Origin of the sequence: Metapseudomonas resinovorans DSM 21078, assembly GCF_000423545.1 — a bacterium.
Classification (GTDB): Bacteria; Pseudomonadota; Gammaproteobacteria; order Pseudomonadales; family Pseudomonadaceae; genus Metapseudomonas; species Metapseudomonas resinovorans.
Genome location: NZ_AUIE01000002.1, coordinates 338,526 through 354,494, shown reverse-complemented (window position 1 = coordinate 354,494; position 15,969 = coordinate 338,526). Strand labels below are relative to the sequence as shown.

Genomic DNA, 15,969 nt, shown 5'->3' with positions numbered 1-15,969 from the left:
GGGCCAACGGCTTGGGGACGGCTGTCCGGACTACCAAACTCAGACCGCCGACCTCGGCACGCAGGTGCACAGTCGGGTTCCATCAGGTAATGCCTTTCGAGTCGGAGTATAGACAGGGACTTCTGGCACGCAACGCGATCCAAGAAATGTCTGAAGGCGCGTAAGCCTTGTCCTAAACGCCACGGCTGGCGTGGGTCGGCAGCAGATGTCAAAGTGCCGTTATAGCGCGCCCGAATAACTGTTAAGCGATTATGACAATCCGGTCTTAGCGGTTTCGTCGGGCGAGCTAAGGTCTCTTCTTCACCTGTTAATCCCCGCAAACCGCCATGTCCTTTTCAGGAGCAGTCATGAACACCGCCGCACTGCGCGAAGTCATCCAGCGCGCCCTCAAGAACGAAGCAGCCTCTAGCCAACTGACCCAGATTCTCGAAACCCAGATCGACAGCCTGCACCCCGCCATTCGCCTGCCGGCGGACGACGCGCAGGGCGTGCTCGCCCGTTTCATCGCCGCCTACGTGGAACAGGTTCCGGACGTGCTGGATGCCGCCGCCACCGTCGCCCGCGAAGCCGGCATCGAGTCCCACATCAAGCCAGTACTCAAGGTCGCCGAACAATTCTTCCTGCAACCGCCTGCCCTGATGGCCGGCCACGAGGGCCTGGAAGGCCTGCTCGATGAGGCCTACCTGGCCCATCGCCTGGTGGAAGAAGTCAACGACCGCTACATCGTCCACTTCGGCCAGCCACTGATTCCGCTGGATACCACAGTGGCCAACCTGATCGCCCACCAGTTGATCGGCGAACCCTTCGCCAACCAGTTGGATGAAGCCGTGCACCACGCCGTGGAGGGACTTCTCGATGAAGAAGTGTTCAACCTGCCCTCGGCCCAGACCTATCGCCAGCAGTTGCACGATCCCAAGGTGGAAGAGGCCTGGAAGCGCTGGCCGTGCCTGTCCCAGCAACTGGGCGTCGGGCTGGAACTCAACCCGGGCCAGCGTGCGGCAAGCTGAATGGTGAATGACTCACCCTTGTCGGAGGAAGTTGGCAAATCGTAGCCCGGATGAAATCCGGGAGCGGTGGCTGGACTCTACCCCGGATTTCATCCGGGCTACTGACTGACCCAGGCAATGAAAAAGGGGCTGCATCAGCAGCCCCTTTGCATCACTCCGACAGGTAGCGCGGCCGTGGCGTGGCCATCGGCAGCGGACCATCACCAATCACCCGGAAGCGACCCTGCTCGGCGTCGTAAGCCTTGATCACCGAGGTCTCGATGTCATAGACCCAACCGTGGATGAACAACTGGCCGCTGGCTAGGCGCGCCGCCACCGAGGGGTGGGTACGCAGGTGGTCCAACTGGGCCACCACGTTTTCCTCGGTAAGCACGCCCAGGGATTCGTGATTGGCGCAGCCGCAGTTCTCCTGCACCACCACCTTGGCCACCTCGGCATGACGCAGCCAGGCCTTGACCGTAGGCATGCGTTCCAGGGTCTGCGGGTCCATCACCGCCTTCATGGCGCCGCAGTCGGAGTGGCCGCAGATGATGATGTGGTGCACGCCGAGGGCCATCACCGCGAACTCGATGGCAGTGGAAACGCCACCGTTCATCTGGCCGTAGGGCGGCACCACGTTGCCGACGTTACGGGTCACGAACAGGTCGCCTGGGGAGCTCTGGGTGATCAGCTCGGGGACGATGCGCGAGTCGGCGCAGGTGATGAACATGGCGCGGGGTTTCTGCTCATGGGCGAGCTTCTTGAACAGTTCCTCCTGCTGCGGGAAGACCTCGTCGCGGAACCGCTGTAAGCCCTCGACGATGTTCCGCAGTGCCTCTTCCGCACTTTCACTGCCTTGCTTGTCATGCTCGTTGCTCATGCTGCCAACCTCGGTCATCGTAGGAATTGTCTTGTATGCCGCCCATTATCCATCTGATTGCCGGCATTTGAATTCCTACAGGACTGCCGCAACAGCCTCCCGAGTCACACCTCAAAGTAACGCCATTTGTCCGCCGGGCGGACAGAAGCGCGAACAGTCCAGTTCGTAGCCGCGACGACGGTTCAGGCCCAACTTGCGGATGGCCACGCCAAAGCGCTGGGCCAGCAACTCGGCGAAGGGCCCCTCGCCCTTGAAGCGGTGCCCGAAGCGGCTGTCGTAGATCTCGCCTCCCCGGCACTGGCGGATGATGCTCATCACATGGGCGGCACGTTGAGGGTAGTGCGCCTGGAGCCACTCCTCGAACAGCGGCCCCACTTCCCGCGGCAGACGCAGCAACATGTAATTCGCCTGTCGCGCACCGGCATCACGGGCCGCTTCCAGCAGGCTTTCCAGCTCCATGTCATTGATCATCGGGATCATCGGCGAACAGAGCACGCCCACCGGAATACGGTTCTCGCTCAGCACGCGGATGGCCCGCAGTCGCGCCGACGGGGCCGCGGCACGAGGTTCGAGGGTACGTTTCAACTCATCGTCGAGGGTGGTGAGGCTGATCATCACCGCCACCAGGTTCTGTTCCGCCAGTTCGGTGAGCAGGTCGAGGTCGCGCAACACCAGCGAACCCTTGGTGACGATGGTCACCGGGTGGCGATAGCGCAGCAGCACTTCAAGCGTCTGGCGGGTGAGACGGTGTTCTCGCTCGATGGGTTGGTACGGATCGGTGTTGGAGCCAAGGTTGATCGGCGCGCACGGGTAGCCGGGCTTGGAGAGCTGCTGTTCGAGCAGGGCCACCGCGTTGGTCTTGGCGATCAGCCGGGTCTCGAAATCCAGCCCCGGCGACATATCCCAGTACGCATGGCTGGGCCGCGCGTAGCAGTAAATGCAGCCGTGCTCACAGCCGCGATAGGGATTCACCGAACGGTCGAAGGGCAGGTCCGGCGATTGGTTGCGGGTGATGATGCTCTTGGCGGTTTCCAGTCGCACCTCGGTGGCGCGGCTGGGCAGGACCTCCTGGAACCAGCCGTCATCCAGCGCCACCGAGGTGGTTGGCGCGTAGCGATTGAACGGATTACTGGCGGTACCGCGGCCACGGGGAGGGAGAGTGGCGGACATCGGGCGAACTCCACGCTAGCTGTATATTCATACAGTATATGCAGCTTTCTCCTACGTCTGGCCAGTTTCTGCCGGATGGCGGATCAACCTACACAAGGCGAACCGTCAGCGCGCCGTAGCCCTGCTGGCCGGCAGTCCCGCCCAGTTCGATGCGCCCCTGGCCGGCCAGTTCGCGAGCGCGCCAGAAGGCGAAGAAGTCCGTGACGAAGAAACCGTCGCTACTGGCCATGAGCTCGGCCATCACCCGTGGCAGCGGTTGCCATTCCGGGGTGCAGGCGGCGAGGAGCATGGCATCCACTGCGGCGTGGCCCTCGCCGTGGAAATCGCCATCGTGCCAGCGGCGAATATCGGCGTTGGCCGCCACGGCGGCGAGCCATTGTGCGGCGAGCTGTGCCTTGCGCCCTGCCTCGACCCGTTTCGGCAGGTAATAGGCCGCCAGCGCATCAGGCTCAACCATACCTACGGCGCGACGCATGCGAACGCTGCTGTCGCCAGTGCCACAAGGCACTTCCCAGAACGGCACCTCACTCTGCACCAGTGCTGCAGCCACGCGGGCCAGCAGGAGCTGCTCGGAGCAGCTGTCGCCATGCCAGACGGTCACCGGCTGATCCTGGCGGGCCAGCCCGGCGAGCCAGTCGGCATCGGCACTGAGCCCGCGAGCGAAATCCGGCCTGGGTGTCACCGCCTCGGGCCAGACATCCAGCCAGAACTGCGCACGGACGGTGCAGGGCGGTTGCTCGACATCCACCAGCGCGCCAACCGCAAGATCATCGCGCAACACACGCAGATGGCTCGCGGCAGCCGCCTCGCCAATCACGCGACCAACACCGACAGCCGCCACATCCCCACACACCAGATGCCACATACGCCCTCCTTGGCTTGCGCGTTATTCGCTGGGTTTCTTCAGCTTGGGATTGGGGAAGAACTGCACGCCCTGGACCTTGGGATCGGCCGGCTTGGGCTTGGGCTGGTTGACCCGCGTGCCAAGCTCCTTCGGCACCGACTGGCCCTGGGCGTTGAGGGTGTCGGCGTAACCGCAGGCCACGCACTCGCGGTGCGGCACACCGTCTTCGTCCCACATCTGGATCTTGTCCATTTCGCTGCACGCCGGGCACACGGCACCGGCAATGAAGCGTTTCGGTGTCGCCGTCATGCCGCGTCCTCCGTCAGGCCGCTGTGGCGCAGCAGGGCGTCAATGGACGGCTCGCGACCACGGAAATCGACGAACAGCACCATCGGCTCCTGAGAGCCACCACGGGCCAGGATGGCGTCGCGGAAGGCACGGCCGGTGGCCGGGTTGAGCACGCCTTCTTCCTCGAAACGGGAGAAGGCATCGGCAGATAGCACTTCCGCCCACTTGTAGCTGTAGTAACCCGCCGCGTAACCGCCAGCGAAGATGTGCGCAAAGCTGTTGGCGAAGCGGTTGAACAGCGGCGGTCGCATCACGGCCACCTCGTCGCGGATCGCTTCCAGCACGTCGAGCACGCTGCGTCCGTCGCCGTGGGTGGCGTGCAGCTCGAAGTCGAACAGGGAGAACTCCAGCTGGCGCACCATCATCAGGCCGGACTGGAAGTTCTTCGCCGCCAGCATCTTGTCCAGCAGGTCCTGGGGCAACGGCTCACCACTCTGGTAGTGGCCGGAGATCAGCGCCAGGCCCTCGGGCTCCCAGCACCAGTTCTCCATGAACTGGCTCGGCAGTTCCACCGCGTCCCAGGCCACGCCATTGATGCCGGAAGCACCGGCGTGTTCGACGCGGGTCAGCAGGTGGTGCAGGCCATGACCGAACTCGTGGAACAGGGTGGTGACTTCGTCGTGGGTCAGCAGCGCGGGCTTGTCGCCGACGGCGGGGGTGAAGTTGCACACCAGGTTGGCCACCGGCGCGATCAGCTCGCCGCGGGTGTTGCGGCGCTTGTCGCGGGCCCCATCCATCCAGGCACCGCCACGCTTGTTGGCACGGGCGTAGAGGTCGAAGAAGAAGCGCCCGACATGCTGGCCGTTCTCGCTGATTTCGAACAGGCGCACGTCAGGGTGCCAAGTATCGAAACCGGACAGCTCCTTGATCTCGATGCCGTAGAGCTTCTGCACGATGGCGAAGAGCCCGGACAGCACCTTGTCGATGGGGAAGTAGGCCCGCAGGATCTCCTGGGAAATGCTGTAGCGCTGCTCGCGCAGCTTCTCGCTGAAGTAACCCACGTCCCAGCTCTTGAGGTCAGCCACGCCCTGCTCGGCGGCGAAGGCCTTGAGCTCTTCCAGATCCTTGGCGGCGAAGGGCTTGCTGCGCTGGGCCAGGTCGCGGAGGAAGCCCAGCACCTGCGGAGTGGACTCGGCCATCTTGGTGGCGAGGCTCAGGTCGGAGAAGTGCGCGAAGCCCAGGAGCCGGGCCAGCTCCTGGCGCAGATCGAGGATTTCGGCCATCACCGGGCCGTTGTCATTCTGCCCGGCGTTGGGGCCCTGGTCGGAGGCGCGGGTGCAATAAGCGGTGTAGACCTCTTCACGCAGGGCACGGTCGTCGGCGTAAGTCATCACCGCGTAGTAGCTGGGGAACTCCAGGGTGATCAGCCAGCCGTCCAGGCCCTTGGCCTCGGCGGCCTGCTTCATCTGCGCCTTGGCAGAGTCGGTAAGGCCGGCCAGCGCCGCTTCGTCGTGGATTTCCTTGGTCCAGGCCTGGGTGGCGTCCAGCAACTGGTTGGAAAAGCGACTGCCCAGCTCGGACAGCTTCATCTGGATTTCACCGTAACGCTGCTGCTTGTCGGCCGGCAGGTCGATACCGGACAGGCGGAAGTCACGTAGGGCGTGGTCGAGAATGGTCTTCTGCGCCACCTCGTAGCCGGCCGCTTCAGGGCTGGCGGCCAGGGCCTCGTAGGCCTGGAACAACGCGCGGTTCTGGCCGATCTCGGTCCAGTACTCGGACAGTTTGGGCAGGCAAGCCTCATAGGCGTTGCGCAGTTCGGCGTTGTTGCACACGGCATTCAGGTGGCTCACCGGGCTCCAGGCGCGGCCCAGGCGCTCGCCCAGTTCGTCCAGCGCCAGCACCAGGCCCTGCCAGGTCGGCGTACCGTCCTGGCGCACCAGCAGGTCGGCGATGGCGGCGCGGTTGTCGGCAAGGATCTGGTCGACCGCAGGCTCGACGTGTTCCGGACGAATGGCGGAGTAGGGCGGCAGATCGAAGTCTTGCAGGAGGGGATTGCTCAGGGTCACGGCATTCACCTGTATTCGGGAAAGGGCGCGGGCTGCGCGAGGAGACGAGACACAACCCGGATGTTGGCCATCTTAATTACAATCGCCGCCAGACGCAGCCTCAGGAATCGCTATGAACCCGATCAGAACCTACCAGGGCATCACCCCTCAGCTCGGCGAACGAGTCTTCGTCGATGCCTCCGCCGTGATCATCGGCGACGTGCAACTGGGCGATGACAGTTCCGTCTGGCCGCTGGTGACCGTCCGCGGCGACATGCACCGCATCCGCATCGGCGCGCGCACCAGCGTGCAGGACGGCAGCGTGCTGCACATCACCCATGCCGGTCCCTTCAACCCGGACGGCTACCCGCTGGAGATCGGCGATGACGTGACCATTGGCCACAAGGCCTTGCTGCACGGCTGCAAGGTCGGCAGCCGGGTGCTGATCGGCATGGGCAGCATTGTCATGGACGGCGCGGTGATCGAGGACGACGTGGTGCTGGGCGCCGGCAGCCTGGTGCCACCAGGCAAGCGCCTGGAGAGCGGCCACCTCTACGTCGGCAGCCCGGTGAAGCAGGCCCGCCCGCTGACCGACAAGGAAAAGGCCTTCTTCACTTACAGCGCCGCCAACTATGTGAAGCTGAAGGATCTGCATATCGCCGAAGGCTACGGGCTCTGATCATGTGTGACCCGTCACCATGAAAGGAATCTTCTCATGAGCACGAAGATGACCGCGCCGCACCACACCACCTTCGAGAGCATCCGCCAACAGGATGCCAACGGTAGCGAATACTGGCTGGCTCGCCAGCTGGCTGGGGTGCTGGAGTACTCGCAGTACCGGCACTTCATGCCGGTGGTCGAGCGCGCGGAGGAGGCCTGCCGACGCAGTGGCCAACCCGTCGAGGACCATTTTGAGGAGGTCCTCACTATGGTCGAAATCGGCTCCAATGCCCGGCGACAGATTGCGGACATCCGCCTCTCCCGCTACGCCTGCTACCTGATCGTGCAGAACGGCGACCCTGCCAAGCCCGTCATCGCCAACGGCCAGACGTACTTCGCCATCCAGACGCGCCGTCAGGAGCTGGCGGATAACGAACAGTTCGCCCGGCTCGACGAAGACCAAAAGCGTCTGGCTATCCGCAATGAGTTGGCGCAGCACAACAAGTACCTGGCAGCCGCCGCGCGGGATGTCGGCGTGGAAAGCGGCCTGGACTACGCCATTTTCCAGGACCACGGCTATCGCGGACTCTACGGCGGCCTGTCAGCACGCGAGATCCACGCGCGCAAGCGACTGAAGAAGAGCCAGAAAATCCTCGATCACATGGGCAGCACCGAACTGGCGGCCAACCTGTTCCGCGCTACCCAGGCCGAAGAAAAGCTGCGCCGTGACGATGTACAGGGCAAGCAACAAGCCAACCAGGTGCATTTTGAGGTCGGCCAGAAGGTGCGCCAGACCATCCAGGACCTGGGCGGAACCATGCCCGAGGAGCTGCCGACACCCGAGCGCAGTATCCAGCAGCTCGAAAACGAGCGGAATAAGCTCAAGAAGGACCCCTGATGCACTACCAGAACATCCTCTTCGACCTCGACGGCACCCTCACCGACCCGCGTGAGGGCATCACCCGTTCGGTGCAGTACGCGCTGGCCAAGCTGGACATCCACGAACCGGACCTGGCCAACCTGGAACACTTCATCGGCCCGCCGCTGCTGCAGTGCTTCATGCAGACTTACAGCCTCTCGGAGGAGCGCGCCTGGGATGCGGTGAACCACTACCGCGAACGTTTCAAGGTCACCGGGCTCTACGAGAATCGCGTGTTCGACGGTATCGATGCGCTGCTCGGGCGCCTGCGCGAGCAAGGCCGCACGCTTTACATCGCCACCAGCAAGCCGACGGTCTTCGCCCGCGAGATCGCCCGGCATTTCGGTTTCGACCGGCACTTCAAGCACATCTACGGCAGCGAGCTGGACGGTACCCGTACCAACAAGGTCGAGCTGATCGCTCACCTGCTGGAGGAGGAAGGCCTGGACCGCGACAACACCCTGATGATTGGCGACCGCAAGCACGACCTGATCGGCGCCAGCCGCAATGGCCTGCACGGTGCGGGAGTGGGTTACGGCTTCGGCAGCCGCGAGGAACTGATGGGAGAGGCGCCAGCCTATTACTTCGCCTGCCTGGATGAACTGAGCCGGGCGTTCGGGTAACGCGATCTCCCTGCAGGGGCGATTTCAATCGCCAAGGGGCACGCAGTGCGCCTTGGAAGGCCACAGGGGCAACCCTTCGGCTTGCTTGGTGAATGTGTTGGCTATGTCTGCGTAAAGTGTTGAAGGTCCTGGAATCCCTTGTAGGAGCTAGCTTGCTAGCGAACGCGGACATTTTCGCCAGCAAGCTGGCTCCTACAGGCGTCCAGGTTCACCGGTTGCCCTCTAGCAACAGCTAACGCAGACACAGCCAATGTGTTCGCCCCTGCAAACGTTCGCTTGGCGTTTTCAGATCAATCCCCATTGCGCTGGTAGATGATCTTCCGGGTGCCATTCTCGCAGGAGCCGACCACCATGTTCTGGTCCTTCACTTCGGCATTGGGGACTATCTCCAGGGTGTAGCTGGTCACCCCGGCGGCCTGGATCTTCACTTCGATCTCCTGCTTCAGCTCCTCGCAGGGCTTGGGCGCCGCCAGGGCGGTACCTGCCAGCGCACTCAGCATCAGGACTACAGCAACTCTCTTCATCGCCTGCTCCATTTCCTTGGTGTCCTGGCCGTTTGACTGGCAGCCAGCCTGGCAAGTTCTAGCGGTTTGCCACCAGGCTTTCCAGTGCCTTCGTACGCGCCTGCAGCGGTAGCTCACCCAGCTCACGAGCCCGCTGGTAGAAAGCCGGCCAGTCCCCGCCCACCTCCCGGAACAACGCGGCGAAGGCCGGCACCCACTGGTCATACAGACCGAAGGGCAGCAGCTTTGCGTTGTTCATCGGCCCCTCCACCCATGCGTCGTAGCGGTTGTAGCCGCCCCACTCGCGGTCGCGCAGCGCACGGTAGTCGCGGCGCATACGCTCGAAAGTCTCGGCCTTGGCCTGACGCATCCGCTCGGGGGGCAGGCCGCTGGCGTAAAGACGCGTCAGGCGCTCGCGGGTATCCAGCACCAGGCGGGTGAGGGCGTCCCGGCGCTCGGAGACGTCATCGCCTTGGCTCGACAGGCCACGTCTTGTGCGCCATTGGTTCAGACCTTCACGCTCGACGAAGCTGGCGAAAGATTCGTTGAAAGCGGTATCCCCCGGCACGTAAAGCCGCTGGTGGGCCAGCTCGTGGAAGATCAGCGCGGCGAGGCGGTCGTCGTCCCAACGCAGCATGGTGTTAAGCAGCGGGTCATCGAACCAGCCAAGGGTGGAATAGGCCTCGACGCCCCCGACCCAGGTGTCCAACCCCTGCTGCCTGAGTAGCGCCGCAGCGCCACGGGCACGGCCCAACTGGTAGTAACCGCGATAGGCGACGCAGCCGGCGATGGGGAAGCAGTGCGTCTCCGGTTGCAGGGAGAACTCCGGCGTGGCGAACAGGTTCCAGACCACAAAGGGACGCTGGATATCGGCATAGACCCGGTAGCTGCCGTTGTCCGGCAGCCCCAGCGCCACGCTGGCGAAGGTCCGCGCTTGCTGGGTAAGGGTAAGACGCTGGCGCAGCTGCTGCGGCTGGGCCGGATCGTCGATCAGGCCCTGCACCGGCTGACGGGCGTACAAAAGCGCCATCTGCCCACGGGCCAGTTGGGTGTAGTAATCCAGGCTGGAACAACCGCTCAGCAGCCAGGCGCCCAACAGGGGAACCCAAGGCCGGCGGATGCGGTCAAGCAATTCGATAAGAAAGGTGGTCGGCATGCCGCGACACTAGCGCATTGGAACCACCTACTGCCATTGAACGGAGTCCTGCATGCGCCTTCTGCTGCTTTCCCTGCCGCTGCTCAGCCTTGGTGGCTGCGCCCTGCTGATGCCCAGCCCCGACCCGGACCAGGCGTGGATTTCCTTGCGCAAGCAGGAGGGCCAGGTGGTGCAGGCCAACCGGGTAGACGACAAGGCCCTGGCCGATCCGCGCTACTTTCAGGTCACGCCGGGGCGGCATGAACTGGAGGTTCGCCTGGAGTTCGAGGTCGGCGGACACGATATCGGCCAGGAGAGTCCGAGCTACCGGCGCACCTGCCTGCTCAAGCTGGCCTACGCGGATTTCGCCGCAGGCGAGCGCTACCAGCTGGAAGCCGGCGGCATCGGCTTTCGCCCCTGGGCGCGGCTGTATGACGAACAGAACAAGGAGGTCGCCAAGGCTCGGGAAAGTCGCTGCGGCGATGTCTGAAATCTCCGACAAGGAGGTATTCTGGGATCATCCGCCCCTCAAGGAGTCTCGCCATGCGCACGCTGTTCGCCCTGACGCTGCTGGCCAGCCTCACCGCCTGTGCCAGCCAGTTGCCTGACCCCGACCCGCGAATGGCCTGGATCGATATCGTGCCTGACCCCAGCGACACCCTCATGGCCAACCGCCTGGACGACAGGCGCTGGGATGACGGCCGTTACTACCAGGTGCTGCCTGGCAAGCATGAGCTGGAGCTGCGCTATCAGTTCGAGGTTGGCGGCGCGGGCGGAGGCTTTGGCATGAATGCCGAGCCCAGCCGCATCACGTGCTACATGATTCTGCGCTACGACGGTTTCGAGGCCGGCAAGCGCTACCGCGTGGAAGCGCGCAACGCCGCCAACCAGCCGATGGCCTGGCTCTATGGCGAGAACCGCGAAGTGCTCGCCAGGCACGAGATCTTCCCGCGCTGCGGCCCCTTCTGATCCCGCTTAGTCCCGCAGGCTGGCGAGGATGTCGAACGCCCGCAGCCGATGTTCGTGCTGGTAGAGATCGCAGGTGAAGATCAGCTCATCGGCATCGGTCTGGTCCAGCAGCACCTGCAGGCGCGCGCGAATCTTCTCCGGCCCACCCACCATGGCCATGGCCAGGAAACTGCCCACGGCATCCTTCTCATGGGGCAGCCAGCGACCGGCCATGCTTTCAACCGGCGGGCGCAGCACCAGGCTTTCGCCACGAATCAGGGCAAGTACCCGCTGATACACCGTAGTGGCGAGGAACTCCGCCTCTTCGTCCGTGGGTGCAGCCACCAGGGGCACGCCGAGCATCACATAGGGTTTATCGAGCACCGCCGAGGGGCGGAAGTGGTTGCGGTAGACACGAATCGCCTCGTGCATGTAGCGCGGCGCGAAGTGCGAGGCGAAGGCATAGGGCAGCCCCTTCTGCCCGGCGAGCTGTGCGCTGAACAGGCTGGAGCCGAGCAGCCAGATGGGCACATTGGTATCCGCCCCCGGCATGGCAATCACCTTCTGATCCGGCTGACGCGGGCCAAGGAGCATTTCCAGTTCTTCGACATCCTGCGGGAAGTCGTCGGCGCTACCCAGGCGATCACGGCGCAGCGCACGAGCGGTGAGGTGGTCGGCACCCGGCGCGCGGCCCAGCCCCAGTTCGATTCGCCCCGGGTAGAGGCTGGCGAGTGTGCCGAACTGCTCGGCGACCACCAGCGGCGCGTGATTGGGCAGCATGATGCCGCCAGAGCCCAGGCGAATGCGGGAGGTACCACCGGCGAGGTAGGCGAGCAACACGGCGGTGGCGGAGCTGGCGATGCCATCCATGTTGTGGTGCTCGGCCACCCAGAAGCGCGAGAAGCCCAGGTGTTCGACATGGCGCGCCAGCGCCAGGGAGTTGTGCAAGGCCTGGGTGGCGCCGCCGTGGTCGCGGACGGGCGCCAGATCGAGGACGGAAAGGGGCAGATTGGACAGGGCAGACATGGGCAAGACCTTGGCAGGGGATAGGCCGGAGACTTATCCGAGTGAATCAGTAGGTCTTACTCTAGGGATTGGCGTCCAAGGCCGCTAGAAGGCACTTTTCGGTAACCAGGGCACCAGAAGGTAAGGATTGGGCCGGCAGGGGATGCCGGCCCCGGAACCGCGGCGCGATCAATTGCGCTGGTAGACGATCTCCTTGCTGCCACCCTCGCAGGTGCCCACCACCTGCTTGCCGGCCGCGCTGCCCTTGTCGACCACTTCCAGGCTGTAGGAGACAACGCCCTTGGCCTTGAGCTTGGCGTCGATCTCGGCCTTGAGCTCCTCGCAGGGTTTCACGGCGGCGAAGGCCGAGCCGGCCAGGGCAAACAGGCCAAGGCCCAACAGCAATTTCTTCATGGATGACGCTCCCTCGTAATGGATGATCGACTCGCATGAGCCATCCGCTCCCGCCTGGTTCCAGCAAGGCCAGGGGCGGACGGTCAGAGCCTAACCGAAATCAGGAGCGGGGGTGTGCATCACCTCGCTCGCCCGGATGGGTGTCAGCTGTCGCTGATCCGGAAACCGACTTTCAGGGTCACCTGGTAATGGCCGACCCGGCCATTCTCGATATGTCCACGGGTTTCCACCACCTCGAACCATTCCAGGTTACGGATAGTCCGCGACGCCTCGGTGAGGGCATTGTTGATCGCCTCATCGATGCTAGTGCGTGAGGAACCGACGATCTCGATCTTCTTGTAGGTGTGGTGATCAGACATGGCGTATCTCCTGTGGCAGGCACGGGTGGGTTCCCCAGCAAGGCTAGCCAAGAATGCCGCTATCGGCCCGTCAGCTCCTCACGCAACCAGTGGGCCAGGCGCTCGGCGCGGCGATCCAGCTGCCGCGCCTGCACCCAGAGAGAAAGGCGTGCCGGCGTCTCGACGAAGCCCCAGGGCGCCACCAGGCGGCCGGACGCCAGTTCGTCGGCGACCAGTTGCTGCGGGGCGATGGCCACCCCGAGGCCAGCCACGGCCGCTTCCAGCAGGTAGTAGAGATGCTCGAAGCCCTGGCCCAGGCGCAGGCGCTCGATCGCCAGCCCCTGCGCCACCGCCCACTGGGGCCAGGCCTGGGGCCGCGACACGGTGTGCAACAGCGGTTCCTCCAGCAATGCGGCCGGTGCGGCGCAGACCAGGGCGTCGTGATGGGCGTAGCGCGGGCTCAGCACCGGGCCGATGGATTCCGCTGCCAGCTCGAACACCCGCATGTCCGCCGGCCAGGGCGGCTCGGCGAAGCAGAGGGTGGCGTCGACGCCAGGGCGGCGCGGGTCCAGTTCGCCCTCGCTGGCCGAGAGCTGCAGACGCAGTTCGGGGAGCTCGCGGTTGAGTCGGTCCAGGCGCGGGATGAACCAGCGCGCCAGCAGGCTGCCTGGGCAGCCAAGGACGAAGGGCGCATCCTCGCTGCGCCTCTGCAGGTCGGCGCAGACACCGCGCAGGCGCTCGAAGGCATCGCCGGTGGCATCTCGCAGGCGCTGGCCGGCATCCGTGAGTTTTACGCCGCGGCCGTCCTTGCTGAACAAGGCGACGCCCAGTTCCTCCTCAAGCAACCGCACCTGACGGCTCACTGCGCCATGGGTGACGTGCAGCTCGTCGGCCGCACGACTGATGCTCTGCAGGCGGGCCGCCGCTTCGAAGGCACGCAGGGCGTTCAGGGGAGGCAGGTCTCGGCTCATGACAATCCGTGAGTTTTACTGACAGATTCAAGCAATCTAATCGCTTTTCCGCTGGCCAGCCAGCGGTAGAATGGCTGCCATCACCCATTTCTCCCTCCCCCCCGGCCCCTCTCCCGGCGGGAGAGGGGAACAAGAGCAGGAGCACACCATGACCTCATTGCGCACCGGCCCTGACGCCAAGGGCCTGTTCGGCGCCTTCGGCGGCCAGTATGTCGCCGAGACCCTGATGCCGCTGATCCACGACCTGGCCCGCGAATACGAAAAGGCCAAGGACGATCCGGAATTCCAGAAAGAACTGGCCTACTTCCAGCGCGACTACGTCGGCCGCCCGAGCCCGCTGTACTTCGCCGAACGCCTGACCGAACACTGCGGCGGCGCGAAGATCTACCTCAAGCGCGAAGAGCTGAACCACACCGGCGCACACAAGATCAACAACTGCATCGGCCAGATCCTCCTGGCCCGGCGCATGGGCAAGAAACGCATCATCGCCGAGACCGGCGCCGGCATGCACGGCGTGGCCACCGCCACCGTGGCCGCCCGCTTCGGCCTGCAATGCGTGATCTACATGGGCACTACTGACATCGACCGCCAGCAGGCCAACGTCTTCCGCATGAAGCTCCTGGGCGCCGAAGTGATTCCGGTCACCGCCGGCACCGGCACCCTAAAAGACGCGATGAACGAGGCCCTGCGCGACTGGGTGACCAACGTCGACACCACCTTCTACCTGATCGGCACCGTTGCCGGCCCGCACCCGTACCCGGCCATGGTCCGCGACTTCCAGGCCGTGATCGGCAAGGAAACCCGCGAGCAGTTGGCCGAGCAGGAAGGTCGCCTGCCCGACAGCCTGGTCGCCTGCATCGGCGGCGGTTCCAACGCCATGGGCCTGTTCCACCCCTTCCTCGATGACCAGAGCGTTGCCATCATCGGCGTCGAAGCCGCCGGCCACGGCATCGAGACCGGCAAGCACGCGGCCAGCCTGAACGGCGGCGTCCCTGGCGTGCTGCACGGCAACCGCACTTTCCTGCTGCAGGACGAGGACGGCCAGATCATCGACGCCCATTCGATTTCCGCCGGCCTGGATTACCCCGGCATCGGCCCGGAACACGCCTGGCTGCATGACATCGGCCGCGTCGAGTACACCTCGATCACCGACGACGAAGCCCTGGCGGCCTTCCACCAGTGCTGCCGCCTTGAAGGCATCATCCCGGCGCTCGAGAGCTCCCACGCCCTCGCCGAAGTGTTCAAGCGCGCCCCGAACCTGCCGAAGGACCACATCATGGTGGTCAACCTGTCCGGTCGTGGCGACAAGGACATGCAGACCGTTATGCACCACATGCAACAGGAGCAGAAAGCATGAGCCGCCTGCAGACCCGCTTTGCCGAACTGAAGGAACAGAACCGTGCCGCCCTGGTGACCTTCGTCACCGCCGGCGACCCGAACTACGACGCGTCGCTGGCCATCCTCAAGGGCCTGCCGGACGCCGGCGCCGACGTGATCGAGCTGGGCATGCCCTTCACCGACCCGATGGCCGACGGCCCGTCCATCCAGCTGGCGAATATCCGTGCCCTGGGCGCCAAGCAGAACCTGGCCAAGACCCTGCAGATGGTTCGCGAATTCCGCGCCGGCAACCAGACCACACCGCTGGTGCTGATGGGTTACTTCAACCCCATCCACTACTACGGCGTGGAACGTTTCATCGGCGACGCCAAGGAAGCCGGCGTCGATGGCCTGATCGTGGTGGACCTGCCGCCGGAACATAACGAAGACCTCTGCCACCCGGCCCAGGCCGCGGGCATCGACTTCATCCGCCTGACCACCCCGACCACCGACGACAATCGCCTGCCCACCGTGCTCGAAGGCAGCTCCGGCTTCGTCTACTACGTCTCCGTGGCCGGCGTGACCGGCGCCGGCTCCGCCACCCTGGAGCATGTGCAGGAAGCGGTTACCCGCCTGCGCCGCCACACCCAGCTGCCGGTGGCTATCGGCTTCGGCATCCGCACCGCCGAGCACGCCGCCAACATCGCCAGGCTGGCCGACGGCGTGGTGGTGGGCTCCGCCCTGGTGGATCAGATCGCCAAGGCCGAGACTCCGGAACAGGCCGTGGACGGCGTCCTCAGCCTCTGCAAGACCCTCGCCGAAGGCGTACGCGGCGCCCGCGCCTGAGCAACCAGCCCACCCATGCGGAATGATCCGTAGGGTGGGCTTCAGCCCACCAAGCAGACGCGAACACGAGGCAACGG

19 protein-coding genes are annotated in these 15,969 nt (G+C 64.6%); 8 read left to right on the top strand and 11 right to left on the bottom strand.

What is annotated here, in order from left to right; translation table 11 throughout:
- Positions 1–347 precede the first annotated feature (347 nt).
- Positions 348–1,007 (top strand): hypothetical protein, encoded by a 660-nt coding sequence (locus G559_RS0104240; protein ID WP_028627063.1) that lies wholly within the window; start codon positions 348–350, stop codon positions 1,005–1,007.
- A 151-nt stretch (positions 1,008–1,158) separates the two neighbouring features.
- On the opposite strand, the gene G559_RS0104235 is transcribed toward G559_RS0104240, so the two are convergent.
- The 5 genes from G559_RS0104235 to prlC all read right to left on the bottom strand — a co-directional run bounded on the left by G559_RS0104235 (position 1,159) and on the right by prlC (position 6,234).
- The gene (locus G559_RS0104235) at positions 1,159–1,866 is read right to left on the bottom strand and encodes a carbonic anhydrase (RefSeq protein WP_028627062.1); all 708 of its coding nucleotides are present in this window, start codon (positions 1,864–1,866) and stop codon (positions 1,159–1,161) included.
- A 111-nt stretch (positions 1,867–1,977) separates the two neighbouring features.
- Positions 1,978–3,036 (bottom strand): PA0069 family radical SAM protein, encoded by a 1,059-nt coding sequence (locus tag G559_RS0104230; protein ID WP_028627061.1) that lies wholly within the window; start codon positions 3,034–3,036, stop codon positions 1,978–1,980.
- A gap of 88 nt (positions 3,037–3,124) precedes the next feature.
- Entirely contained in the window at positions 3,125–3,901 is a 777-nt protein-coding gene (locus G559_RS0104225; protein ID WP_028627060.1) for a DUF3658 domain-containing protein, read from the bottom strand.
- Positions 3,902–3,922: 21 nt separating this feature from the next.
- A complete protein-coding gene (locus G559_RS0104220) occupies positions 3,923–4,189 on the bottom strand; it encodes a YheV family putative zinc ribbon protein (protein ID WP_028627059.1) in 267 nt (88 codons plus the stop codon).
- Positions 4,186–6,234, bottom strand: coding sequence for an oligopeptidase A (gene prlC, locus G559_RS0104215; RefSeq protein WP_028627058.1), 2,049 nt, complete (start codon positions 6,232–6,234; stop codon positions 4,186–4,188). The genes G559_RS0104220 and prlC overlap by 4 nt, the downstream gene beginning before the upstream one ends.
- A 112-nt stretch (positions 6,235–6,346) precedes the next feature.
- On the opposite strand from prlC, the gene G559_RS0104210 reads away from it, so the two are divergent.
- The 3 genes from G559_RS0104210 to G559_RS0104200 are packed head-to-tail and all read left to right on the top strand — an operon-like array spanning position 6,347 to position 8,415.
- Positions 6,347–6,892, top strand: a complete 546-nt coding sequence (locus tag G559_RS0104210; RefSeq protein ID WP_028627057.1) for a gamma carbonic anhydrase family protein — start codon at positions 6,347–6,349, stop codon at positions 6,890–6,892.
- Between the two features lie 36 nt (positions 6,893–6,928).
- Complete coding sequence (gene dinD, locus G559_RS0104205; RefSeq protein ID WP_028627056.1) at positions 6,929–7,771, top strand: DNA damage-inducible protein D; 843 nt, start codon at positions 6,929–6,931, stop codon at positions 7,769–7,771.
- The gene (locus G559_RS0104200; RefSeq protein WP_028627055.1) at positions 7,771–8,415 is read left to right on the top strand and encodes an HAD family hydrolase; all 645 of its coding nucleotides are present in this window, start codon (positions 7,771–7,773) and stop codon (positions 8,413–8,415) included. The genes dinD and G559_RS0104200 overlap by 1 nt, the downstream gene beginning before the upstream one ends.
- Before the next feature lie 290 nt (positions 8,416–8,705).
- Here G559_RS0104200 and G559_RS0104195 read toward each other — a convergent pair whose 3' ends face one another.
- Positions 8,706–8,939, bottom strand: coding sequence for a DUF1161 domain-containing protein (locus tag G559_RS0104195; RefSeq protein WP_028627054.1), 234 nt, complete (start codon positions 8,937–8,939; stop codon positions 8,706–8,708).
- Between the two features lie 58 nt (positions 8,940–8,997).
- Positions 8,998–10,074: an aminopeptidase gene (locus tag G559_RS0104190; protein ID WP_028627053.1), complete on the bottom strand. Its 1,077-nt coding sequence runs from the start codon at positions 10,072–10,074 to the stop codon at positions 8,998–9,000.
- 52 nt (positions 10,075–10,126) lie between these two features.
- Here G559_RS0104190 and G559_RS0104185 point away from each other — a divergent pair, with 52 nt between their 5' ends.
- Complete coding sequence (locus G559_RS0104185; protein WP_028627052.1) at positions 10,127–10,543, top strand: PA0061/PA0062 family lipoprotein; 417 nt, start codon at positions 10,127–10,129, stop codon at positions 10,541–10,543.
- A 53-nt stretch (positions 10,544–10,596) separates the two neighbouring features.
- Complete coding sequence (locus G559_RS0104180) at positions 10,597–11,022, top strand: PA0061/PA0062 family lipoprotein (protein WP_028627051.1); 426 nt, start codon at positions 10,597–10,599, stop codon at positions 11,020–11,022.
- Positions 11,023–11,028: 6 nt separating this feature from the next.
- On the opposite strand, the gene G559_RS0104175 is transcribed toward G559_RS0104180, so the two are convergent.
- The 4 genes from G559_RS0104175 to G559_RS0104160 form a co-directional block, all read right to left on the bottom strand.
- Entirely contained in the window at positions 11,029–12,027 is a 999-nt protein-coding gene (locus G559_RS0104175; protein WP_028627050.1) for an LLM class flavin-dependent oxidoreductase, read from the bottom strand.
- A gap of 168 nt (positions 12,028–12,195) precedes the next feature.
- Positions 12,196–12,420, bottom strand: coding sequence for a DUF1161 domain-containing protein (locus G559_RS0104170; RefSeq protein ID WP_028627049.1), 225 nt, complete (start codon positions 12,418–12,420; stop codon positions 12,196–12,198).
- Positions 12,421–12,563: 143 nt separating this feature from the next.
- Positions 12,564–12,779 (bottom strand): dodecin, encoded by a 216-nt coding sequence (locus tag G559_RS0104165; protein WP_028627048.1) that lies wholly within the window; start codon positions 12,777–12,779, stop codon positions 12,564–12,566.
- Positions 12,780–12,838: 59 nt separating this feature from the next.
- Complete coding sequence (locus G559_RS0104160; protein WP_028627047.1) at positions 12,839–13,729, bottom strand: LysR family transcriptional regulator; 891 nt, start codon at positions 13,727–13,729, stop codon at positions 12,839–12,841.
- 148 nt (positions 13,730–13,877) lie between these two features.
- Here G559_RS0104160 and trpB point away from each other — a divergent pair, with 148 nt between their 5' ends.
- Both trpB and trpA read left to right on the top strand, forming a co-directional pair.
- The gene (gene trpB / locus G559_RS0104155; RefSeq protein WP_028627046.1) at positions 13,878–15,086 is read left to right on the top strand and encodes a tryptophan synthase subunit beta; all 1,209 of its coding nucleotides are present in this window, start codon (positions 13,878–13,880) and stop codon (positions 15,084–15,086) included.
- Positions 15,083–15,892 carry a tryptophan synthase subunit alpha gene (gene trpA / locus G559_RS0104150; RefSeq protein ID WP_028627045.1) on the top strand — a complete coding sequence of 270 codons (810 nt, stop codon included), beginning with the start codon at positions 15,083–15,085 and terminating at the stop codon, positions 15,890–15,892. Before trpB ends, trpA begins: the two co-directional genes overlap by 4 nt.
- Positions 15,893–15,969: the final 77 nt, after the last annotated feature.